Genomic DNA, 20,816 nt, shown 5'->3' with positions numbered 1-20,816 from the left:
GAGAGTTCAGGTCAGAGGACCACACCGGGCCCGGCGCCCCGCAGGGACAGCCAGGCCGGCGTGAGCCCTCTCAGGGGTTTACTTCCAGAGCGGGCACTTGCTCTCGGCCTTGGTGGTGAACACGGAGTCACCAGGCAGCTTCTTGATCAGCTTGTAGTAGTCCCAGGGCTTGGTGGACTCTGCAGGCTTTTTCACTTCCATCAGGTACATGTCGTGCACATAACGGCCGTCGGCGCGCAGCTGGCCCGAGCCGAAGAAGTCGTTCATCTTCATGCCGCGCCATGTGGTCATGACCTTGTCGGCGTCCACCGACTTGGCGGCTTCCACGGCCTTGAGGTAGTTCATGGTGGCCGAGTAGTCAGCCGCCTGGATTTCGGTCGGCATGCGCTTGGTCTTCTCGAAGAAGCGGGCCGAGAACTTGCGGGTCTCGTCGTTCAGGTCCCAGTACCAGCTGGTGGTGAACTGCAGGCCTTCGGTGTTGCGCAGGCCCAGACTGTGCACGTCGGAGATGAAGATCAGCAGGCCGGCGAGCTTCATGCTCTTGCCGATGCCGAACTCTTTGGCAGCCTTGATGGAGTTGATGGTGTCACCACCTGCATTGGCCAGGCCCAGGATTTGCGCCTTGGAGTTCTGTGCCTGCAGCAGGAAGGACGAGAAGTCCGACGCGTTCAGCGGGTGGCGCACAGCACCCACCACGTTGCCGCCCTTGGCCTTGACCACGGCGGTGGTGTCGGCTTCGAGCGCATGGCCGAAGGCGTAGTCTGCCGTCAGGAAGTACCAGCTCTTGCCACCACCGTCCACAATGGCCGAGCCCGTGCCCTTGGCCAGTGCCACGGTGTCGTACGCATAGTGCACGGTGTAGGGCGAGCACTGCTCGTTGGTCAGGGCCGAGGTGGCAGCGCCGTTGTTGATGTAGACGCGCTTCTTCTCGGCTGCCACCTTGGCCGTGGCCAGTGCGGTACCGGAGTTGGTGCCGCCGAAGACCATCGTCACACCCTGGGTGTCGATCCATTCGCGCGCCTTGGAGGCTGCGATGTCGGCCTTGTTCTGGTGGTCCGCAGAGATCAGCTCGATCGGCTGGCCCAGTACCTTGCCTCCGAAATCGTCAATCGCCATCTGGATGGCGACCGCACCGTTCTTGCCTTCCACGTCCGCATACAGGCTGGACATGTCGGTGATGAAACCGATCTTGACCTTGTCCTGCGCGTGCGCGGCCGACGTGGCCAGACCTGCAACGCCCAGCATCAGTGCCAGCACTTTGAGTTGTTTCTTCATGGATTTGTCTCCTGTTGGTGTGGTGGAAGAAAACGGTGGGGAAAGGATGTGGGCGTGTCTCAGACGCCCAGCAGTTCGTTGAGCACGGGCATCTTGGCCTCCAGCTCGGCGGCGCCGAACTTCTCCACGATGCGGCCGTGCTCCATCACGTAAAAGCGGTCGGCCAGCGGCGCGGCAAAGCGGAAGTTCTGCTCGACCATGACCACGGTGTAGCCCTTCTGGCGCAGCATGGTGATCATGCGGGCGAGGGCCTGCACGATGACGGGCGCCAGGCCTTCGGAGATTTCATCGAGCAGCAGCAGATTGGCGCCAGTGCGCAGGATGCGGGCCACGGCCAGCATCTGCTGCTCGCCCCCCGAGAGGCGCGTGCCCTGGCTGTTCTTGCGCTCGGCCAGGTTGGGGAACATGGCGTAGATCTCTTGCACCGACATGCCCGGGGTCTTGGTCTTGAGCGCGGGGGGCAGCAGCAGGTTTTCTTCGCACGACAGGCTGGAGAAGATGCCCCGCTCTTCGGGGCAATAGCCCACGCCCAGGTGCGCAATGCGGTGCGTGGGCATGTTCACGGTTTCCACGCCGTTGATCTTGACCGAGCCCTTGCGTGCGCCGGTCAGGCCCATGATGGCGCGCATGGTGGTGGTGCGGCCCGCGCCGTTGCGGCCCAGCAGCGTGACCACCTCGCCCGGCTGGACGACGATGTCCACGCCATGCAGCACATGCGACTCGCCGTACCAGGCTTCGAGGTTCTTGATTTCGAGTGCAGGAACGCCAGCCATCAGTGCGCTCCCTGCAGTTGGCCGTCGGTCGTGCCCATGTAGGCTTCCATGACTTGGGGGTTGTTGGAGACTTCTGCGTAGGGCCCTTCGGCCAGCACGGCGCCGCGCTGCAGCACCGTGATACGGTCTGCGATGGTGGAGACCACCTTCATGTTGTGCTCCACCATCAGGATGGTGCGGCCGGCAGAAACCTTCTTGATGAGCTGCGTGACGCGGTCCACGTCTTCGTGGCCCATGCCCTGGGTGGGCTCGTCCAGCAGCATCAGCTCGGGCTCCATCGACAGCGTGGTGGCGATCTCCAGTGCGCGCTTGCGGCCATAGGGCAGGTTCACGGTCACCTCATCGGCCAGGTCTTCCAGCCCCACCTCGGTCAGCAGTTGCATGGCGCGGTCGTCCAGCTGCCGCAAGGTGCGCTCGCTGCGCCAGAAGTGGAACGACGTGCCCAGCTTGCGCTGCAGGCCCAGGCGCACGTTCTCGATGAGTGTGAGGTGCGGGAACACCGCCGAAATCTGGAACGAACGGATCACCCCGCGGCGTGCGATCTGCGCGGGCTGCTCCCGCGTGATGTCATGCCCGTTGAAGCGGATGACACCCGAAGTCGGCTCCAGAAACTTGGTGAGCAGGTTGAAGCACGTGGTCTTGCCTGCACCGTTGGGGCCGATCAGCGCGTGGATGGACCCGCGCCGAACGGCCAGGTTCACGTCACTGACGGCGGTGAAGCCCTTGAACTCTTTGGTCAGGCTGTTGGTTTCAAGAATGACGTCGCTCATTGCGCCTTGGCCGCTCCGTAGGGTGCTGAAATGAGGAGCCTTGCAACAAGGTCTCCGGGGAGGTTGGATCGCAACGCATCGTATGTCTCCCTACCCTGCGGTAGATACTGGGACTAATGCCTATGTATAAATGCCTACGTACCCGCCCTGAGGACGCACAGCGCCCGGGATGTGCGGGCGTGGGCAGCGCGCCAGTGCTCAATCTGGCGCCGCGGCAGGTTCAGAAGCTGGCAACTGGTGGTGGCGCAGCGCCGCGCTCCTCACTGACTTTTTGCTGACAGGCCTTGGCATTCACCGCCGTGGGCACCACCTACAGTCATAGAGAGGCTAGACCGCGCCCCTCCTGCAGCGCCCGGCTGCGCCGCCTACACTGCCACGATGCCCTCTCTCCCCTCCTCCGCGCCCGCCCGTGGCGCCCCTCGCTCGCTCACGGGACTGCTGCCCTTCTTGCGCCCGTATCGTGCGCGTATTGCACTGTCGCTGGTGTTCCTGGTGCTGGCGGCATTGGCCACCCTGGCGTTTCCCATGGCGTTGCGCAATCTCATCGATGGCGGCCTGGTCTCCGCGACGGGTGACCGGGGAGCTCAGGCCATGGCCCTTCGCGGACATTTTGAAGAGCTGTTTGCCGTGGCTGTGGCGCTGGGTGGGTTTTCAGCCGCGCGCTTTTATATGGTGAGCTGGCTGGGGGAGCGCGTCACCGCCGACCTGCGCAACGCCGTCTACAGCCATGTGCTGCAGCAAAGCCCCCAGTTCTTTGAGACCACCCAGACCGGCGAGGTGCTGTCGCGGCTGACGTCAGACACCACGCTGGTGCAGACCGTGGTCGGCTCGTCGCTGTCGATGGGGCTGCGCAATGCCGTGCTGGGCCTGGGGGCCCTCGTCATGCTGGTGTGGACGAATCCCTATGTGATGTCGGTGGTCTTGCTGGCCGTGGTGCTGGTCGTGCTGCCCACCATGTGGATTGGGCGCAAGGTACGCCGGCTGTCACGCGACAGCCAGGACCGCGTGGCGGACTCCAGCGCCATCGCTGCCGAAGTGCTCAACGCCATCCCGGTGGTGCAGAGCTATACCGCCGAGCCCCGCGAGGCCACCCGGTTTGCGCGGGCCACCGAAGACGCATTTCGCACGGCGGTCAAGCGCACCAAGGCACGCGCCTTGCTCGTGGCTTTCATCATCATTGCGAACGCAGCGCTGCTTCTGTGGGGGCTGTACCGGGGCACAGAGGCTGTGCTGGCCGGACAGATGAGCGCGGGCCACCTGGGCCAGACCGTGGTGTATGTCATTCTGCTGGCCAGCGCCGTGGCCGTGCTGGGCGAGGTCTACGGGGACCTGCTGCGTGCGGCGGGCGCCACAGAGCGCCTGATGGAGCTGCTGTCCAGCCAGTCCCCCGTGGCGAACCCCGGAACACCCCAACGGCTGCCCACTTCGGATCAGGGGCTGGAGGTGCAATTTGACAACGTGCAGTTTCACTACCCGTCGCGCCCGGACCAGCCAGCGCTGCAAAACTTCTCACTGAACCTGGCGCCCGGCGAGACGGTGGCGCTGGTGGGTGCCAGCGGCGCCGGAAAAACCACGGTGTTTCAGTTGCTGCAGCGCTTTTACGACGTGGATGGAAACGGGCAAACCGGCAAGCCAGGCGCTACGGCGGGACGCATCTTGCTGAATGGCGTAGACATCCGGGACCTGACGCTGGACACGCTGCGCGCCCATACGGGCACCGTGCCCCAGGATGCCGTGATCTTCTCTGCGTCGGCCATGGATAACATCCGCTATGGCCGTCCGGATGCTTCGGACGAAGAGGTCATGGCAGCCACCAAAGCGGCCTTTGCGCATGACTTCATCATGGCCCTGCCCGAGGGCTATCACACGTTTCTGGGCGAGCGGGGGGTGCGCCTTTCGGGCGGCCAACGCCAGCGCATCGCCATCGCCCGCGCCATGCTCAAAAACCCGCCGTTGCTACTGCTGGACGAGGCCACCAGCGCGCTGGACGCAGAGAGCGAGCGCATGGTGCAGGCAGCGCTGGACACAGCCATGCAGCGCCACACGGGCAGAAGAACCACTCTGGTGATCGCCCATCGCCTGGCCACCGTGCAAAATGCAGACCGCATCGTGGTGCTGGACCACGGTCAGATCGTAGAGCAAGGCACCCACAGCGCGCTGATGGCGCAAGGTGGGGTGTATGCGCGCCTCGCGGCGCTGCAGTTCACCAGCTGATCGCGGCGCCTCTCGGCAGGGCATCCACACCCAGAATACCCGCACAGGGCTACTGCAAGGTTTCCTTGGCTGCCGCTGGCAGGGGCAACGGCATGACGGCAATGCCCTCGTCCAGGAGCTGCAATGCCTCTTGCGCGGTGGCCTGACCACGGATGGCACGCTCCTGGATCTCGCCGTGGTGCATGCGCCGGGCTTCGTCGGCAAAACGGGGGCCTACATCCTCCGTATTCGCAATGACTTTGCGGGCCAGCTGCAGCCAGGCTGCCTGTAGCGCGGGTGGGAGCGTCGATCCCTCGACCGGTGTATCGGAAGCAGCGTGTGAAACGGACGATGCACCGGAAGGAGTCACTGGGGCCGCAGTGGGCTCGCGGGCACCCAGATTCAGGCGCGGCGCGCTCAGACGCTTGTCAATGCGGATGTCCGCGCACAAAGGGCACTGCACCAGGCCGCGCTGCTTTTGGCTCTGAAAGTCATCTTCAGAACCAAACCAGCCTTCAAAGACATGGCCGTGCTGACATTGGAGATCCAGTACCTTCATAAGATGCATCGTACGCCGGTCCGCACCATCAAGAGATCGAGTAAACCGGGCACACCAAGGTGCAGGGTTACATACAAGAGTGCTGCGCGCGATCTGCGAAACCGGTACAGCAAAGGTCGCGGAAGCCCCGACGCTTCAACACGATCCAGCCAGGGCCATCACCCGTGGCGACGCAGCAGATACCGGTAGACGAAGCCGGGAAAGGCCAGCGTCAGAAACATGGTGCCGGTGATGGCGTAGAACTCCCATCCCTGGGGTGCAATCTGGCCTGCACGCCGCTCCAGCAGCAAGGCCAGACCGCCCACCAAAAAATACAACAGGATCAGTTCAGCCAACCGTCCGACCAAGGGCTTGCCGTGAGCCGCTGCAGGCCCCACCACCAACCACCGCTGGTTGATGAACGGCAGGTTGGCGGCGATCAACGCCGCCACAATCACGAGCCAGACCGATCCGGTGAGTGACACAGAAAAACTGATCGAGGAGAGAGGTTCGACGGATGAACAGTTGCCCGCGCAGTGCGGGCGCCTGCTCTCCCGATCAGGTCGCCAGTGCGCGCACCACGGCGTCTGCACACAGGGCCATCAAGCCACCTGGCAGCAAGCCCAGCACCAGCACCAGAGCGCCGTTGATGGTCAGCACCACGCGCACATCCACCGGGGCAGACACATTGGTCGCTGTGAGCGGTGCATCGAAATACATCACCTTCACTACACGCAGGTAGTAGAAGGCACCGATCAGCGACATGATCACGGCGAACACGGCCATCGCCATGTAAATTGTCTGACCCGAGGCCACCAGGGCCTGCAGAACCGCCAACTTCGCGTAGAAGCCCACCAAGGGAGGAATACCCGCCATGGAGAAAAGGCAGACTGCCATCACACCAGCGTACAGGGGACTCCGCTGGTTGAGGCCTGCGAAATCGGAGATTTCTTCGCTCTCGAAACCTTCGCGGGCCAGCAGCAGAATCACGCCAAACGCTGCGAGCGTGGTCAGCACATACGTGATGACGTAGAACATCGAGGCACTGTAGGCGTTCTCCACCGCTGTGGCGTCCACATTGCCGTTGATGACCCCAGACATCAGGCCCAGCAGCACAAAGCCCATCTGGGAGATGGTGGAGTACGCCAGCATGCGCTTGAGGTTGGTCTGCGCAATGGCTGCCAGGTTCCCCACCAGCAACGAACCAATCGCCAGCACAGCCAGCATCTGCTGCCAGTCGATGGCCAGGGGCAGCAGGCCATCCACCAGCAAACGGATGGTGATGGCAAAGGCAGCCAGCTTGGGCGCGCCGCCAATCATCAGCGTCACGGCCGTGGGCGCGCCCTGGTACACATCGGGAATCCACATGTGGAAGGGCACCACGCCCAGCTTGAACGCCAGACCGGCCACCACAAACACCAGACCGAACACCAGCACCTGGTGCTTGATCTGACCGGAGTTGACTGCCTTGAACACCTGGCCGATGTCCAGCGAGCCCGTGGCACCGTACACCATGGATAAGCCATAGAGCAGGAAGCCACTGGCCATGGCGCCCAGCACAAAATACTTCATGGCTGCTTCCGTGGCCGTGGCGTTGTCACGGCGCAATGCCACCAAGGCATAGCTCGACAGTGTCAGCAGCTCAAGGCCCAGGTAGATCACCAGGAAGTTGTTGCCCGAGATCATGATGAACATGCCGAGCAAGGCGAACATGGACAGCGTGAACAGTTCACCCCCACGCAGCATGTCGCGGTCCGCAGCGTAAGGGCGGCCGTACACCAGGGTGACCATCATGGCCACGGTGGCAAAGCACTTGAGCCAGTTGCCCATGGCGTCGCTCACCACCATGTTGCCAAAACCATAGAAGGTGTTACCGCTGCTGGCGTACATGCCCTGCAGGGCAGCCACCACGGCCAGCGTGAGCATGGTCAGCACGTAGGTGCTGGTGCGGCGAGGGCTGTGGACACCCAGATCGACCAGCGCAATCACGCAGGCCATGGTCAACAGCACAATTTCGGGGTAAATCGCTAGCCAGCTGATGTTGTCAATCATCTCGAATCTCTCAGTTCAGTCTGGTCTGTTCAGTTCAGCTTGGTCTGCGCGACATGCTTGAGCAGTTCTGCCACCGAGGTGTCCATCACATCGGTGAACGGACGGGGGTAGAGGCCCATGGCCAGCACCGCGATGCCCAGAACAGCCAGCACCAGGAACTCGCGGCTGTCGATGTCCGTCAAGCCCTTGACGTTGTCATTGCCCACGGGGCCCAGGTACACACGCTTAAACATCCACAGGGTGTAGGCAGCACCGAAAATCAGTGCCGTGGCAGCGGCCAGACCGATCCAGAAATTGGCCTTGACAGCACCCAGGATCACCATCCATTCGCCCACAAAACCGGCCGTGCCCGGCAGGCCGCAGTTGGCCATGGCAAACAGTAAAGCAAACGCCGTGAAATTGGGCATGGTGTTGACCACGCCACCATAGGCGGCAATCTCACGCGAGTGAACGCGGTCATAAAGCACGCCGATGGACAGGAACATGGCGCCGGACACAAAACCGTGCGCAATCATCTGAACGATACCGCCAGAGACACCCAGGTCATTGAAGATGAAAAAGCCCAGGGTCACAAAGCCCATGTGCGCCACCGACGAGTAGGCCACCAGCTTCTTCATGTCCTTCTGGACCATGGCCACCAGACCCACGTAGATCACGGCGATCAGCGACAAGGCAATCATCAGCCATGCCCACTGGCGTGCAGCGTCAGGAGCGATCGGCAGAGAAAACCGCAGGAAACCGTAGGCACCCAGCTTCAGCATGATGGCGGCCAGCACTGCGGAGCCACCGGTAGGCGCCTCCACGTGCACGTCGGGCAGCCAGGTGTGAACTGGCCACATGGGCACCTTCACAGCGAAGGCGGCAAAGAAGGCAAAGAACAGCAGGGTCTGCGCACGGCCGCTCAATGGCAACTGGTGCCAGGTGGCAATGTCAAAGCTGCCACCCGACTGGTTGTACAGGTAGATCAGCGCGATCAGCATCAGCAGCGAGCCGAGCAGCGTGTACAGGAAGAACTTGAACGCCGCGTAGATCTTGTTGGGGCCGCCCCAGATACCGATGATCAGGTACATCGGGATCAGCGTCGCTTCGAAGAACACGTAGAACAGGATGCCGTCGAGTGCACTGAAGACACCGATCATGAGCCCCGAGAGGATCAGGAAAGCACCCATGTACTGGTTCACGCGCTCGGTGATGGACTCCCAGGAAGCAATCACCACGATGACGGTGATGAATGCTGTCAGCGGCACGAACCAGAAGGAGATGCCGTCCACCCCGAGGTGGTAGTGGATGTTGAAGCGCTCGATCCAGTCGGCCTTCTCCACGAACTGCATGGCTGCCGTACCCAGCTTGAAGCCATCGTACAGAGGCAGCGTGACCAGGAACCCAATCAAGGCTCCCACCAGCGCCAACCACCGCACTGCCCGCGCATGTTCGTCGCGCCCGATGGCGAGCAACAGCGCACCAAACGCAATCGGTGTCCAGATTGCAAGACTCAACAGACCCATTTTTATTCTTCTCCTACTTGTTGAGCCAGACGAAATACGTCATGAGCACAAAAACACCCAGGATCATGACCAGCGCATAGTGGTAGATGAAGCCCGACTGCACCCAACGCACGGCACCGGCCACCCAGCGCACCAACTTCCAAGAGCCATTGACCAAGGCGCCATCGATCACCGCCTGATCTCCGCCCTTCCAGAGACCCACGCCCAGTGCACGGGCACCACGGGCCAGGATGTTCTCGTTGATCCAGTCCATGCCGTATTTGTTTTCCAGCAGCTGGTAGACCTTGATCGACTCGAAGAAGCGCTTGAGTGCCGCAGGCACTGCGGGGTTGACCATGTACATGTAATACGAGGTGGCCACACCCGCCAAAGCAAGCCAGAACGGAGCCGTCTTCAAACCGTGCAGAGCCATCTCCCATGCGCTGTGGAAATGTTCAGCGATATGTGCCATGGACGGGTGCTTGGCCGCATCCACAAAAATGACATCCTTGAAGAAGTCACCGAACAGCATCGGCTGGATGAACAGGAAGCCCACCACCACCGACGGGATCGCCAGCAGCACCAAGGGGACTGTCACTACCCAAGGCGACTCGTGTGGCTTGGCATCATGACCGTGGTGGTCATCATGGCCATGGTGATCGTCGTGGTGGGCATCCGGGTTCTGGTCGTAACGCTCCTTGCCATGGAAGACCAGGAAGTACATCCGGAACGAGTAGAACGCCGTAATGAACACGCCTGCCAGCACAGCGAAGTGTGCGAAGCCCGCACCTGGCAAATGGCTGAAGTGCACCGCCTCAATGATGCTGTCCTTAGAGTAGAAACCCGAGAACAACGGGGTGCCGATCAGGGCCAGCGAGCCCAGCAGCGAGGTGATCCAAGTGATGGGCATGTACTTGCGTACGCCGCCCATCCAGCGAATGTCCTGGTTGTGGTGCATGCCCATGATGACCGAGCCAGCCCCGAGGAACAACAACGCCTTGAAGAACGCGTGGGTCATCAGGTGGAACACCGCCACCGAGTAGGCCGAAGCGCCCAAGGCCACCGTCATGTAACCCAGTTGGGACAGCGTGGAGTACGCCACCACACGCTTGATGTCGTTCTGGATGATGCCGAGGAAACCCATGAACAATGCGGTGATGGCACCGATCACCAGGATGAAGTTCAACGCTGTGTCTGACAGCTCGAACAGCGGCGACATGCGCGACACCATGAAGATACCGGCGGTCACCATGGTGGCCGCGTGAATCAGTGCCGAAATGGGGGTCGGGCCCTCCATCGAATCGGGCAGCCAGACGTGCAGCGGAAACTGGGCCGACTTGCCCATCGCACCGATGAACAGGCAGATGCAGATCACCGTGACAAGCATCCAGCTGGTGCCGGGGAAAGACAGTGCGCCCAGATCACCGGCCTTGGCGAAGATTTCGCCATAGTTCAACGTGCCGGTGTAGGCAGCAATCAGGCCAATGCCCAGAATGAAGCCGAAGTCACCCACGCGGTTGACCAGAAACGCCTTCATGTTGGCGAAGATGGCTGTAGGCTTGTTGAACCAGAAGCCAATCAGCAGGTAGGACACCAAGCCCACGGCCTCCCAGCCGAAGAACAACTGCAGCAGGTTGTTGCTCATGACCAGCATGAGCATGGAGAACGTGAACAGAGAGATGTAGGCAAAGAAGCGGTTGTAGCCCTCGTCCTCTTCCATGTAGCCGATGGTGTAGATGTGAACCATCAACGACACGAAGGTCACGACCACCATCATCATCGCGGTGAGGCTGTCGATCAGGAAGCCCACTTCCATCTTCAGGCCGCCCACCACCATCCAGGTGTACAGGGTTTCATTGAAGCGGGCACCGTCGAGCGCAACGCTCTTGAGCGTCATGGCCGACAGGATGAACGCAACCAGTACGCCGAGGATGGTCAGGGTGTGACTCAGACGACGACCGATCCAGTTACCACCGAAGGTCGTACCGAAGATGCCGGCCAGCACGGCGCCCGCCAGCGGTGCCAAAGGCACAGCCAGGAGCGTTGAAGCAGAGAGGGTTTGACTCATTCTTGAGAACCTTGGGAATACTCGTGACCCGTCAACCCTTGAGGGTGTTGAGGTCTTCCGCGTTGATACTGGATTTGTTGCGGAACAGCAGCACCAGGATGGCCAGGCCGATCGCCGATTCGGCGGCTGCCACCGTCAGGATAAAGAACACAAACACCTGGCCGTGCATGTCTCCCAGGTAGTGGGAGAACGCCACGAAGTTCATGTTCACGGCCAGCAGCATGAGCTCGATCGCCATCAGCAGCACGATCAGGTTCTTGCGGTTCAGGAAGATGCCGATCACAGCGAGCGCAAACAGCATGGCGCCCAGCGACAAAAAGTGGCCCAGAGTCAATGTCATGCTTTTTTCTCCTCGACAGCAGCTTGAGCAGGCTCTTCCGCCGCAGGCCTTTGAGTAGCGGCCACCTTGACCACAGCCAGACGATCGGCTGCACGCACACGAATCTGCGTGGAAGGATTGATGGCCTTGCTGTCCTTGCGCTGACGCAGGGTCAAAGCGATGGCCGCAACCATGGCCACCAGCAAAATGACAGCAGCGATCTCAACGGGGTACAGATACTGGGTGTACAGCAGCTTGCCCAGCGCCTTGGTATTGGAGTAAGGGACCACATGGCCAGACGCATCGACCACGGCAGCGATGGCCTTGGGCTCTTCCATGCCACGGAATCCACCCATCAGCACCGCCGCCATTTCCAGCGCGATGACCGCACCGATGAGAGCCGCCAGTGGAAAGTGTTTCCAGAACCCCTTGCGCACGGTATCGATGTGAATGTCCAGCATCATCACCACGAACAAGAAGAGCACCATGACCGCTCCCAGGTACACCAGCACCAGTGCAATCGCCAGGAACTCGGCCTTGAGCAACAGCCAGACAGCCGCCGCCTGCGAAAACGCAAGGATGAGATACAGCACCGCGTGCACGGGGTTGCGCGCAGTGATCACCCGGAAGGCCGCGAACAGCAGCACCACCGAGAAGAGATAGAAGAAACCAGTCTTGGCGTCCATGAATCGGGTCTTTATAGAAAGTCTGGCAAAGAGGCTGAACCCCGCACCGCTCAGCGGTACTTGGCGTCTGCAGCCTTGGCTGCCGCAATTTCACCTTCGTACCGGTCGCCCACGGCCAAGAGCATGTCCTTCGTGAAATACAGGTCACCACGCTTTTCGCCGTGGTACTCAAAGATGTGTGTTTCGACGATCGAATCGACCGGGCAGCTCTCTTCGCAGAAGCCGCAGAAAATGCACTTCGTCAGATCGATGTCATAGCGCGTGGTGCGGCGCGAACCATCAGCACGCACATCCGATTCGATGGTGATGGCCATCGCTGGGCATACGGCTTCGCACAGCTTGCAAGCGATGCAACGCTCTTCGCCATTGTCATAACGGCGCAGCGCATGCAGTCCACGAAAACGTGGCGACAAAGGCGTCTTCTCTTCAGGGAACTGCACGGTCACCTTGCGGCGAAATGCATAGCGGCCAGTCAGGGCCATCCCCTTGAGCAACTCCACGAGCATGAAGCTCTTGAAGAAATCCTTGAACGAAAAAGGTGCAGCAGCAGCAACAGCAGTCATTTGTGTCCCCGCTTATTTCCAGATATTCCAAGGCGAGAGCAACCACCCGCCAACAATCAACAAGTACACCAGCGTGACCGGAATGAAAATCTTCCAGCCCAGACGCATGATCTGGTCATACCGGAACCGTGGGAAGGTAGCCCGGATCCAGATGAACATGGACACCACGAGGAAGGTCTTGAGACCCAGCCAGATCCAGCCTGGCACCCAGTTGAACAGAGCGCTGTCAATCGGAGGCAACCAGCCACCCAGGAACATCAACGCCGCCAGAATGGACACGAGCCACATGCTGGCGTATTCGGCCAGGAAGAAGATCGCGAAACCCATACCCGAGTACTCGACCATGTGGCCAGCCACGATCTCTGCCTCGCCTTCCACCACGTCGAAGGGGTGGCGATTGGTTTCTGCCACGCCAGAGATCAGGTACACGAGGAAGATCGGCAGCAAGGGCAGCCAATTCCAGGACAGGAAAGTCAGGCCCTTGTCTGCAGCCATGCCTCTGCCCTGCCCCAGCACGATTTCCGTCAGGTTCATGCTGCCCGAGACCATGATCACGACCAGGAAACAGAAGCCCATTGCGATTTCGTAGCTCACCATCTGGGCCGAGGCCCGCAGTGCACCCAAGAAGGCGTACTTGGAGTTGGAGGCCCAGCCGGCAATGATCACGCCATAGACTTCGATGGACGTGATAGCCATCACCAACAGCAGGCCGGCATTCACATTAGCCAGGGCCACATCGGGACCGAAGGGAATCGCTACCCAGGCAGCCAAGGCCGGCATGATGGCCATGACAGGCCCCAGGACAAACAGGCCCTTACTGGCCGCCGTGGGCTGGATGATTTCCTTGGTCAGCAGCTTCAGCGCATCCGCAATGGGCTGCAGCAACCCCATGGGTCCCACGCGGTTGGGGCCATGGCGCACCTGCATGAAGCCCAGCAGCTTACGCTCCCACAACGTGAGGTAAGCCACGGCACCCATGAGCGGCGCCAGGATGCAGACGATCTTGATCAGGATCCAGAGCACTGGCCAGACAATGCCGGTCCACCACCCAAAGGAGAGCAGGTTCAGGCCCGCGTTGTAGATCGCGTCGATCATGCGGCCACTCCTTCACGTGCCATGCGTGCGTCGGCAGTGAGCTGCAGCGACGTGGAACGGCGCACCAGGCCGTCCAGTTGATAGATGGAAGCCACGACCGGCTCACCAGCTGTAGCCGTCGCAGCGGGCACCGCCTTCACAGCATTCGACAGCTGTTCAGCGGGGACTTGCATGACGGTACCTGCAGGGGCATTCGTGGCACGGGCCAGCACGTCCTGGGAGGTTTCGAAGTCGAAACCTGGAACGCCCAGCAGATTGGCCAGCACGCGCAGAACCTTCCATGCCGGACGGGTATCGCCCAGCGGGCGAACCACGGCATGGAAACTCTGTATGCGCCCTTCAGCGTTGACAAAGCTGCCCGAGGTCTCGGTGAACGGAGCAATTGGCAACAAAACGTCACTGAACTCCATGTTGGCCTTGAAGGGGCTCAACGTGACCACCATTTCTGCACCAGCGAGGGCAGTTGCAGCCTGAGCACCCGCCGCAGAATCATGGACGGGCTCAGTGTTCAGCAACACCGCAGCCTTCAAACCACCGGAGAGCATTTGAGCCGCATTCAGACCACCGTTGACAGGGTGAGCGCCCGCAAACTGCGCGCCCACGGTATTGGCGGCTTCTGTCAGGTAACCCACTGTCGCGCCGGTGTTCTCGGCAATCCAGTTGGCCCATGCCAACAATTGGGTGGCTTGCGCATGGTGCGCCGCCGCATTGCCCAGCAGCACAGCCTTGCGCTCGCCACCCAGCAGCGAGCGGGCGATGGCCTGGGCAGCCTCGTTGGCTGCACTGGCACCTTGCGGAGCAGCAATACTTTTTTCCTGGGCGATGGCGGAAGCAATGCCTCCGAGCATCTCTACCCATTGGCCAGCACCCTGTTCCACAAATGTCTGCACCGGCATGGCCCAGTCATGGGCGGCCGAAGCGATGGCATTGACTTGACAGCCATGGCGGGCCGCCTGACGGATACGCTGCGCAAACAGCGGATGGTCCTTGCGCAGGTTGGAGCCCACCACCAGCACGCGCTGCAGTGTGGACAACGAAGCGATGGACGTACCGAGCCAGCGAATACCTTCAGGCACAGCGAATTCGGCGTTGCGCAGGCGATAGTCGATGTTGTCGCTGCCAAGGCCACGCACCAGGGCGCTGGCCAGGTACAGCTCTTCCACCGTGCTGTGAGGGCTCACCAGCGCACCAATGCTGGCGGCGCCGTGGTCGTTCTTGATGTTCTTGAGACCGTTGGCCACGTATTCCAACGCAGTCTGCCAGTCCACTTCCTTCCACACACCGCCCTGCTTGAGCATGGGCTGGGTCAGGCGGTCGTCGCCGTTGAGCGCTTCGTATGAGAAACGATCACGGTCGGCAATCCAGCATTCGTTGACAGCCTCGTTTTCGAACGGGACCACGCGCATGACCTTGTGGTTCTTGACTTGGACAATCAGGTTGGCGCCAGTGGAGTCATGTGGACTCACAGAACGGCGGCGCGACAGCTCCCAGGTGCGGGCGCTGTAGCGGAAAGGTTTGCTGGTCAGTGCTCCGACGGGGCAGATGTCGATCATGTTGCCCGACAACTCGGAGTCCACCGTGTCGCCGGTGACCGTGGTGATTTCAGAATGTTCGCCACGATGGATCATTCCGAGCTCCATCACGCCCGCCACTTCCTGGCCGAAGCGCACGCAGCGGGTGCAGTGGATGCAGCGGCTCATCTCTTCCATGGAGATCAGCGGGCCCACGTCCTTGTGGAACACCACACGCTTCTCTTCCTCGTAACGCGAGGAAGAACCGCCGTAGCCCACCGCCAAATCCTGCAGCTGGCACTCGCCACCCTGGTCGCAGATTGGGCAGTCCAGGGGGTGGTTGATGAGCAGAAACTCCATGACCGACTGCTGAGCCTTGATGGCCTTGTCGCTCTTGGTGCGCACGATCATGCCCTGCGTGACCGGTGTGGCGCAGGCAGGCATGGGCTTGGGCGCTTTTTCCACGTCCACCAGGCACATGCGGCAATTGGCGGCGATCGAAAGCTTCTTGTGGTAGCAGAAATGCGGAATGTAAGTGCCCACCTTTTCAGCCGCATGCATCACCATGCAGCCTTCGGCGACTTCCACCTTCTGACCGTCCAGTTCAATTTCAACCATATGTTCTCTCGCGATCAGACGGAAGTCGCGGCTTGTGGAGCCTTGTTCCGGATCAGTGCCTCAAACTCGGGACGGAAGTGTTTGATCATGGCGCGCACAGGCATGGCTGCGGCATCACCCAGCGCACAGATGGTGCGGCCCTGGATGTTGTCTGCCACGGAATTGAGCAGATCCAGATCGCCCTCGCGGCCCTGGCCATGCTGGATGCGATCGATCACGCGCCACATCCAGCCCGTGCCTTCACGGCAAGGCGTGCATTGGCCGCAGGATTCGTGCGAATAGAAATACGACAGACGCAGCAGGCTCTCGACCATGCTCCGGGAGTCGTCCATGACGATCACGGCACCCGAGCCCAGCATGGAGCCGGCCTTGGCGATGGAGTCATAGTCCATCGTGCATTCCATGATGATGGATGCTGGCAAAACAGGGGCCGACGAACCGCCAGGGATCACCGCCTTGAGCTGGCGACCTTTGCGCACGCCGCCAGCCAGTTCCAGCAGCTTGGCAAACGGTGTCCCCAAGGGTACCTCATAATTGCCAGGCTTTTCGACGTCGCCGGACACCGAGAAAATCTTGGTGCCGCCGTTGTTGGGCTTGCCGCACTCCAGGTAAGCCGCTCCGCCGTTGCGGATGATCCATGGCACGGCCGCAAAGGTTTCCGTGTTGTTGATCGTGGTGGGCTTGCCATACAGGCCAAAGCTGGCGGGAAACGGCGGCTTGAAACGGGGTTGCCCTTTTTTGCCTTCCAGCGATTCGAGCAATGCCGTTTCTTCACCGCAAATGTAGGCGCCAAAACCATGAGCCGCATGCAGCTGAAAACTGAAGCTGCTACCCAGGATGTTGTCACCCAGGTAACCCGCTGCCCGTGCTTCTTCCAGCGCGGCTTCAAACCGCTCGTAAGTTTGGAAGATCTCGCCGTGAATGTAGTTGTAGCCGACGGAGATGCCCATCGCATAGGCAGCGATAATCATGCCCTCGATGACGATGTGCGGGTTGAACTGCAGGATGTCACGGTCCTTGCAGGTACCAGGCTCGCCCTCGTCGGAATTGCACACCAGATACTTCTGACCAGGAAATGAGCGGGGCATGAAGCTCCACTTCAGGCCCGTAGGGAAGCCCGCGCCGCCGCGGCCACGCAGACCGGATTCCTTGACAGTGGCAATGACCTGATCTTGCGTCAGGCCCTCGTTACCGTCCTTGCCCAGAATGCGACGCAGTGCTTGATAGCCGCCACGCGCTTCGTAGTCCTTGATGCTCCAGTTGCTGCCATTGAGTCCCGCATAGATCTGGGGGTTGATGTGGCGGTCGTGGAAACAGGTCTGAACACCTGTGGCCTGGAACTGGGAGAGTATTTGGGCTGCCGTGGTCATCACTGGCCCTCCGCGGCGCGCAGGCCGTCCACGAGCTGGTCTAGCTTGTCGTTGTCCATGAAGCTGCACATCGTGCGATCGTTCACCAGCATCACAGGCGCATCGGCGCAAGCACCCAGGCATTCGCACTGCTGCAGGGTGAACAGGCCATCAGGCGTGGTCTCACCCATCGACACACCCAGCTTCTTTTCCAGGTGATGCAGCGCCTTCTGCCCGTCGCGCAACTGGCAAGGCAGATTGGTGCACACGTTGAGCTTGTACTTGCCCACCGGTTGCTGGTTGTACATGTTGTAGAAGGTCGTGACCTCGTGCACGGCGATTTGTGCCATGCCCAGATAGTCAGCGATCACCGCCTCGCTCTCGGTGCTGACGTAGCCTTGCTCCTGCTGAACGATGGACAAGCACGCCATCACCGCAGACTGCTTCTGGTCTGCGGGGTACTTGGCCACTTCGCGCGCAAACCGCGCCTTGGTCGCTTCGGTAATCATCGGTCAATCTCTCCGAACACGATATCCATGGTGCCAATGATGGCGACGGCATCCGCAATCATGTGACCACGCGCCATTTCGTCGAGCGTGGCCAGATGCGCAAAACCCGGTGCTCGGATCTTGAGGCGGTAAGGCTTGTTGGCACCATCGCTCACCAGGTAGATACCGAACTCGCCCTTGGGGTGCTCCACAGCCGCGTAAGCCTCGCCTTCGGGGACGTGGAAGCCTTCCGTGAAGAGCTTGAAATGGTGGATCAGCTCTTCCATGTTCGATTTCATGGATTCACGCGCAGGCGCGGCAACCTTGTGGTTGTCGGTGATCACCGGGCCGGGGTTGGCCTTGAGCCAGTCCACGCATTGCTTGATGATGCGATTGGACTCGCGCATTTCCTGCACACGCACCAGATAGCGGTCGTAGCAGTCGCCAGTCTTGCCCACTGGCACGTCGAAGTCGACGCGGTCGTATGCATCGTACGGCTGGGTCTTGCGCAGGTCCCAGGCAATGCCAGAGCCGCGAAGCATGGGGCCAGTCATGCCCAGATTCAACGCCCGCTCAGGCGGCACCACGCCGATGCCTACGGTGCGCTGCTTCCAGATGCGGTTGTCGGTGAGCAGCGTTTCGTACTCGTCCACGCAGCCGGGGAACCGCTGCGTGAAATCGTCGATGAAGTCCAGCAAAGAACCCTGGCGATTCTGGTTCAGGGCCTCCAGTGCCTTGGCGTTCTTGATCTTGCTGACCTTGTACTGCGGCATGCTGTCGGGCAGATCGCGGTATACGCCGCCGGGACGGAAATACGCCGCATGCATGCGCGCCCCAGAAACCGCTTCGTACATGTCGAACAGGTCTTCACGCTCGCGGAAGGTGTAGATCAGGATCGTGGAGCTGCCGCAGTCGTTACCGTGCGAACCGAGCCACATCAGGTGGTTCAGCAGGCGCGTGATTTCGGAGAACATCACGCGGATGTACTGCGCGCGCACCGGCACTTCCAGGCCCAGCAATTTTTCAATCGCCAGACAGTAGGCGTGCTCGTTGCACATCATCGACACGTAGTCCAGCCGGTCCATGTAAGGCAGCGACTGGATGTAGGTCTTGTGCTCGGCCAGCTTTTCGGTGGCGCGGTGCAGCAGACCGATGTGCGGGTCAGCGCGTTGCACGACCTCGCCGTCCAGCTCCAGCACCAGGCGCAACACACCGTGCGCCGCAGGGTGCTGCGGACCAAAGTTCAGGGAATAGTTCTTGATTTCAGCCATGATGGATCACATGAGACGCGGGGCGGCTCAGTGCAGGCCTCCGTACTTGTCTTCGCGGATGATGCGCGGCGTGATTTCGCGCGGCTCGATGGACACGGGTTCGTACACCACGCGGCGCTGGTCGGCGTCGTAGCGCATTTCGACATAACCCGACAACGGGAAATCCTTGCGGAAGGGGTGCCCGATAAAGCCGTAGTCCGTGAGAATGCGGCGCAGGTCGTTATGACCGTCGAAAACGATGCCAAACAGGTCAAACGCTTCGCGCTCGTACCAATTGGCGGAGTTCCACAACTCAGCCACCGAGGGAACGACCGGGAAGTCATCGTCCTGGCAGAACACCTTCACGCGCACGCGCTGGTTGAGGCTGACCGACAACAAGTGCGACACCACACAGTAGCGGGCGCCTTCATGGACAGCATCCCCATACGCAGAATAGTCCACACCACACAAATCGATCAGTTGCTCAAAACGGCAACCTTCGGAGTCGCGAAGCAGGCGCATGGCGTCCAGATAGTCGGCAGCAGCGACCACCACGGTCACCTCGTCGAGGGCCACCGAAATCTGACGCACTTTGGCACCCAGAGCCGCAGCGATATTGTCCTTGAGCTTCTCAGGCCGAATGGCAACAGCTGTCATCATCAACCCTTCAGACGCGAGCAATGGTATTGGTGCGGCGGATCTTCTGCTGCAACTGAATGATCCCGTAAATCAGAGCTTCTGCCGTCGGAGGGCAACCGGGCACGTAGACATCTACGGGCACAATGCGGTCACAACCGCGCACCACCGAGTAGCTGTAGTGGTAGTAGCCACCACCGTTGGCGCACGAACCCATCGACAGAACCCAACGGGGCTCGGACATCTGGTCGTAGACCTTGCGCAAAGCCGGGGCCATCTTGTTGCACAGCGTGCCTGCCACGATCATCAGATCGGACTGACGAGGGCTGGCACGGAACACTTCCGCACCAAAACGGCCGATGTCATACCGGGCCGCTGCCGCGTGCATCATCTCGACAGCACAGCAGGCCAGACCAAACGTCATCGGCCACAGGGAGCCGGTCTTGGCCCAGTTCACCACGGAGTCGTAACTCGTGGTGATGAAGCCTTCCTTCATCACGCCTTCAATCATTGCATTGTCCTTGTTGAAGTCCGCTCATTCCCAATCCAGGGCACCCTTTTTCCACTCGTAAGCAAAGCCCACGACCAGGATGGCCAGGAAAATGACGACCGCGACGAAACCAGCAACACCCACCTCGTGCAGCGCGACTGCCCAGGGGAAAAGGAATGCGATTTCCAGGTCGAACAGAATGAAGAGAATGGCCACGAGGTAGTAACGCACATCGAATTTCATGCGCGCATCCTCGAAGGCTTCAAAGCCACATTCGTAGGGGGAGTTCTTTGCGGCATCCGGGCGGTTGGGGCCCAGTATGTAGCCGAGTACAAGGGGGACAACGCCTACGGCGATGCCGACCAAGATGAACAAAAGGACGGGGAGGTACTGATCGAGGTTCATCTTGAGGATGTGCTCACCGCTGTGGCCTTGCCCGTCAGGACCCAAGCCGGGTCATGCAGGCAGGCCTTTGTTTTGGTGCCGTCGGCGAGACTCGAACTCGCACAGCTTTCGCCACTACCCCCTCAAGATAGCGTGTCTACCAATTTCACCACGACGGCTGATTTTTGCATCTGGATGGCATGAGGAACCTTGCGGCTTTTGGCTTTCCAGACAATCCAGAATTCTACTCCGGAAAAACCCTGCTTCGGCCCAG

General features: G+C 60.6%; 20 protein-coding genes and 1 tRNA gene. 1 reads left to right on the top strand and 20 read right to left on the bottom strand.

Features of this window, described 5'->3' with window-relative positions; translation table 11 throughout:
• Positions 1-78: 78 nt before the first annotated feature.
• From C380_RS07660 to C380_RS07650, 3 genes are read right to left on the bottom strand one after another with little or no spacing between them, the layout of a single operon-like run.
• Positions 79-1,275: an ABC transporter substrate-binding protein gene (locus C380_RS07660; RefSeq protein WP_015013287.1), complete on the bottom strand. Its 1,197-nt coding sequence runs from the start codon at positions 1,273-1,275 to the stop codon at positions 79-81.
• Positions 1,276-1,334: 59 nt separating this feature from the next.
• Positions 1,335-2,048: an ABC transporter ATP-binding protein gene (locus C380_RS07655; protein ID WP_015013286.1), complete on the bottom strand. Its 714-nt coding sequence runs from the start codon at positions 2,046-2,048 to the stop codon at positions 1,335-1,337.
• Complete coding sequence (locus C380_RS07650; RefSeq protein ID WP_015013285.1) at positions 2,048-2,818, bottom strand: ABC transporter ATP-binding protein; 771 nt, start codon at positions 2,816-2,818, stop codon at positions 2,048-2,050. Before C380_RS07650 ends, C380_RS07655 begins: the two co-directional genes overlap by 1 nt.
• A gap of 378 nt (positions 2,819-3,196) precedes the next feature.
• Between C380_RS07650 and C380_RS07645 the strand changes: the two genes are divergently transcribed.
• A complete protein-coding gene (locus C380_RS07645; protein WP_015013284.1) occupies positions 3,197-5,032 on the top strand; it encodes an ABC transporter transmembrane domain-containing protein in 1,836 nt (611 codons plus the stop codon).
• Positions 5,033-5,081: 49 nt separating this feature from the next.
• On the opposite strand, the gene C380_RS07640 is transcribed toward C380_RS07645, so the two are convergent.
• The 17 genes from C380_RS07640 to C380_RS07560 form a co-directional block, all read right to left on the bottom strand.
• On the bottom strand, positions 5,082-5,570 hold the full coding sequence (locus C380_RS07640; RefSeq protein ID WP_015013283.1) for a DUF1178 family protein: 489 nt from the start codon (positions 5,568-5,570) through the stop codon (positions 5,082-5,084).
• Positions 5,571-5,728: 158 nt separating this feature from the next.
• Positions 5,729-6,034: a DUF2818 family protein gene (locus tag C380_RS07635; RefSeq protein ID WP_015013282.1), complete on the bottom strand. Its 306-nt coding sequence runs from the start codon at positions 6,032-6,034 to the stop codon at positions 5,729-5,731.
• 73 nt (positions 6,035-6,107) lie between these two features.
• Positions 6,108-7,601 carry an NADH-quinone oxidoreductase subunit NuoN gene (gene nuoN / locus C380_RS07630; RefSeq protein ID WP_015013281.1) on the bottom strand — a complete coding sequence of 498 codons (1,494 nt, stop codon included), beginning with the start codon at positions 7,599-7,601 and terminating at the stop codon, positions 6,108-6,110.
• A gap of 29 nt (positions 7,602-7,630) precedes the next feature.
• The gene (locus C380_RS07625; RefSeq protein ID WP_015013280.1) at positions 7,631-9,106 is read right to left on the bottom strand and encodes an NADH-quinone oxidoreductase subunit M; all 1,476 of its coding nucleotides are present in this window, start codon (positions 9,104-9,106) and stop codon (positions 7,631-7,633) included.
• 13 nt (positions 9,107-9,119) lie between these two features.
• Positions 9,120-11,153: an NADH-quinone oxidoreductase subunit L gene (nuoL, locus tag C380_RS07620; RefSeq protein ID WP_015013279.1), complete on the bottom strand. Its 2,034-nt coding sequence runs from the start codon at positions 11,151-11,153 to the stop codon at positions 9,120-9,122.
• Between the two features lie 31 nt (positions 11,154-11,184).
• Positions 11,185-11,493, bottom strand: a complete 309-nt coding sequence (nuoK, locus tag C380_RS07615; RefSeq protein ID WP_005793248.1) for an NADH-quinone oxidoreductase subunit NuoK — start codon at positions 11,491-11,493, stop codon at positions 11,185-11,187.
• Entirely contained in the window at positions 11,490-12,158 is a 669-nt protein-coding gene (locus tag C380_RS07610) for an NADH-quinone oxidoreductase subunit J (protein ID WP_015013278.1), read from the bottom strand. Before C380_RS07610 ends, nuoK begins: the two co-directional genes overlap by 4 nt.
• Positions 12,159-12,208: 50 nt before the next feature.
• Positions 12,209-12,721, bottom strand: a complete 513-nt coding sequence (gene nuoI, locus C380_RS07605) for an NADH-quinone oxidoreductase subunit NuoI (RefSeq protein WP_010463942.1) — start codon at positions 12,719-12,721, stop codon at positions 12,209-12,211.
• 12 nt (positions 12,722-12,733) lie between these two features.
• The gene (gene nuoH / locus C380_RS07600; RefSeq protein WP_015013277.1) at positions 12,734-13,816 is read right to left on the bottom strand and encodes an NADH-quinone oxidoreductase subunit NuoH; all 1,083 of its coding nucleotides are present in this window, start codon (positions 13,814-13,816) and stop codon (positions 12,734-12,736) included.
• On the bottom strand, positions 13,813-15,945 hold the full coding sequence (nuoG, locus tag C380_RS07595) for an NADH-quinone oxidoreductase subunit NuoG (RefSeq protein ID WP_015013276.1): 2,133 nt from the start codon (positions 15,943-15,945) through the stop codon (positions 13,813-13,815). Before nuoG ends, nuoH begins: the two co-directional genes overlap by 4 nt.
• A gap of 14 nt (positions 15,946-15,959) precedes the next feature.
• Positions 15,960-17,315 (bottom strand): NADH-quinone oxidoreductase subunit NuoF, encoded by a 1,356-nt coding sequence (nuoF, locus tag C380_RS07590; RefSeq protein WP_015013275.1) that lies wholly within the window; start codon positions 17,313-17,315, stop codon positions 15,960-15,962.
• Positions 17,315-17,803, bottom strand: a complete 489-nt coding sequence (gene nuoE / locus C380_RS07585) for an NADH-quinone oxidoreductase subunit NuoE (RefSeq protein WP_015013274.1) — start codon at positions 17,801-17,803, stop codon at positions 17,315-17,317. The genes nuoF and nuoE overlap by 1 nt, the downstream gene beginning before the upstream one ends.
• Entirely contained in the window at positions 17,800-19,053 is a 1,254-nt protein-coding gene (locus tag C380_RS07580) for an NADH-quinone oxidoreductase subunit D (protein ID WP_015013273.1), read from the bottom strand. The genes nuoE and C380_RS07580 overlap by 4 nt, the downstream gene beginning before the upstream one ends.
• A 27-nt stretch (positions 19,054-19,080) precedes the next feature.
• Positions 19,081-19,689 (bottom strand): NADH-quinone oxidoreductase subunit C, encoded by a 609-nt coding sequence (locus C380_RS07575; RefSeq protein ID WP_015013272.1) that lies wholly within the window; start codon positions 19,687-19,689, stop codon positions 19,081-19,083.
• A 10-nt stretch (positions 19,690-19,699) separates the two neighbouring features.
• Positions 19,700-20,179, bottom strand: coding sequence for an NADH-quinone oxidoreductase subunit B family protein (locus C380_RS07570; RefSeq protein WP_007849129.1), 480 nt, complete (start codon positions 20,177-20,179; stop codon positions 19,700-19,702).
• A 24-nt stretch (positions 20,180-20,203) separates the two neighbouring features.
• Positions 20,204-20,563 (bottom strand): NADH-quinone oxidoreductase subunit A, encoded by a 360-nt coding sequence (locus C380_RS07565; RefSeq protein WP_015013271.1) that lies wholly within the window; start codon positions 20,561-20,563, stop codon positions 20,204-20,206.
• A gap of 73 nt (positions 20,564-20,636) precedes the next feature.
• Positions 20,637-20,721, bottom strand: a tRNA-Leu gene (locus C380_RS07560).
• Positions 20,722-20,816 lie beyond the last annotated feature (95 nt).

This window comes from Acidovorax sp. KKS102 (genome assembly GCF_000302535.1).
In the GTDB taxonomy this organism is placed as follows: domain Bacteria; phylum Pseudomonadota; class Gammaproteobacteria; order Burkholderiales; family Burkholderiaceae_C; genus Acidovorax.
This window is presented reverse-complemented; position numbering and strand designations above follow the sequence as displayed.

Excerpts from the sequence above, each read along its gene's own strand:
- C380_RS07660 (WP_015013287.1), bottom strand. The coding sequence starts at position 1,275 with ATGAAGAAACAACTCAAAGTGCTGGCACTGATGCTGGGCGTTGCAGGT.
- C380_RS07655 (WP_015013286.1), bottom strand. The coding sequence starts at position 2,048 with ATGGCTGGCGTTCCTGCACTCGAAATCAAGAACCTCGAAGCCTGGTAC.
- C380_RS07650 (WP_015013285.1), bottom strand. The coding sequence starts at position 2,818 with ATGAGCGACGTCATTCTTGAAACCAACAGCCTGACCAAAGAGTTCAAG.
- C380_RS07645 (WP_015013284.1), top strand. The coding sequence starts at position 3,197 with ATGCCCTCTCTCCCCTCCTCCGCGCCCGCCCGTGGCGCCCCTCGCTCG.
- C380_RS07640 (WP_015013283.1), bottom strand. The coding sequence starts at position 5,570 with ATGAAGGTACTGGATCTCCAATGTCAGCACGGCCATGTCTTTGAAGGC.
- nuoN (WP_015013281.1), bottom strand. The coding sequence starts at position 7,601 with ATGATTGACAACATCAGCTGGCTAGCGATTTACCCCGAAATTGTGCTG.
- C380_RS07625 (WP_015013280.1), bottom strand. The coding sequence starts at position 9,106 with ATGGGTCTGTTGAGTCTTGCAATCTGGACACCGATTGCGTTTGGTGCG.
- nuoL (WP_015013279.1), bottom strand. The coding sequence starts at position 11,153 with ATGAGTCAAACCCTCTCTGCTTCAACGCTCCTGGCTGTGCCTTTGGCA.
- nuoK (WP_005793248.1), bottom strand. The coding sequence starts at position 11,493 with ATGACATTGACTCTGGGCCACTTTTTGTCGCTGGGCGCCATGCTGTTT.
- C380_RS07610 (WP_015013278.1), bottom strand. The coding sequence starts at position 12,158 with ATGGACGCCAAGACTGGTTTCTTCTATCTCTTCTCGGTGGTGCTGCTG.
- nuoI (WP_010463942.1), bottom strand. The coding sequence starts at position 12,721 with ATGACTGCTGTTGCTGCTGCTGCACCTTTTTCGTTCAAGGATTTCTTC.
- nuoH (WP_015013277.1), bottom strand. The coding sequence starts at position 13,816 with ATGATCGACGCGATCTACAACGCGGGCCTGAACCTGCTCTCCTTTGGG.
- nuoG (WP_015013276.1), bottom strand. The coding sequence starts at position 15,945 with ATGGTTGAAATTGAACTGGACGGTCAGAAGGTGGAAGTCGCCGAAGGC.
- nuoF (WP_015013275.1), bottom strand. The coding sequence starts at position 17,315 with ATGACCACGGCAGCCCAAATACTCTCCCAGTTCCAGGCCACAGGTGTT.
- nuoE (WP_015013274.1), bottom strand. The coding sequence starts at position 17,803 with ATGATTACCGAAGCGACCAAGGCGCGGTTTGCGCGCGAAGTGGCCAAG.
- C380_RS07580 (WP_015013273.1), bottom strand. The coding sequence starts at position 19,053 with ATGGCTGAAATCAAGAACTATTCCCTGAACTTTGGTCCGCAGCACCCT.
- C380_RS07575 (WP_015013272.1), bottom strand. The coding sequence starts at position 19,689 with ATGACAGCTGTTGCCATTCGGCCTGAGAAGCTCAAGGACAATATCGCT.
- C380_RS07570 (WP_007849129.1), bottom strand. The coding sequence starts at position 20,179 with ATGATTGAAGGCGTGATGAAGGAAGGCTTCATCACCACGAGTTACGAC.
- C380_RS07565 (WP_015013271.1), bottom strand. The coding sequence starts at position 20,563 with ATGAACCTCGATCAGTACCTCCCCGTCCTTTTGTTCATCTTGGTCGGC.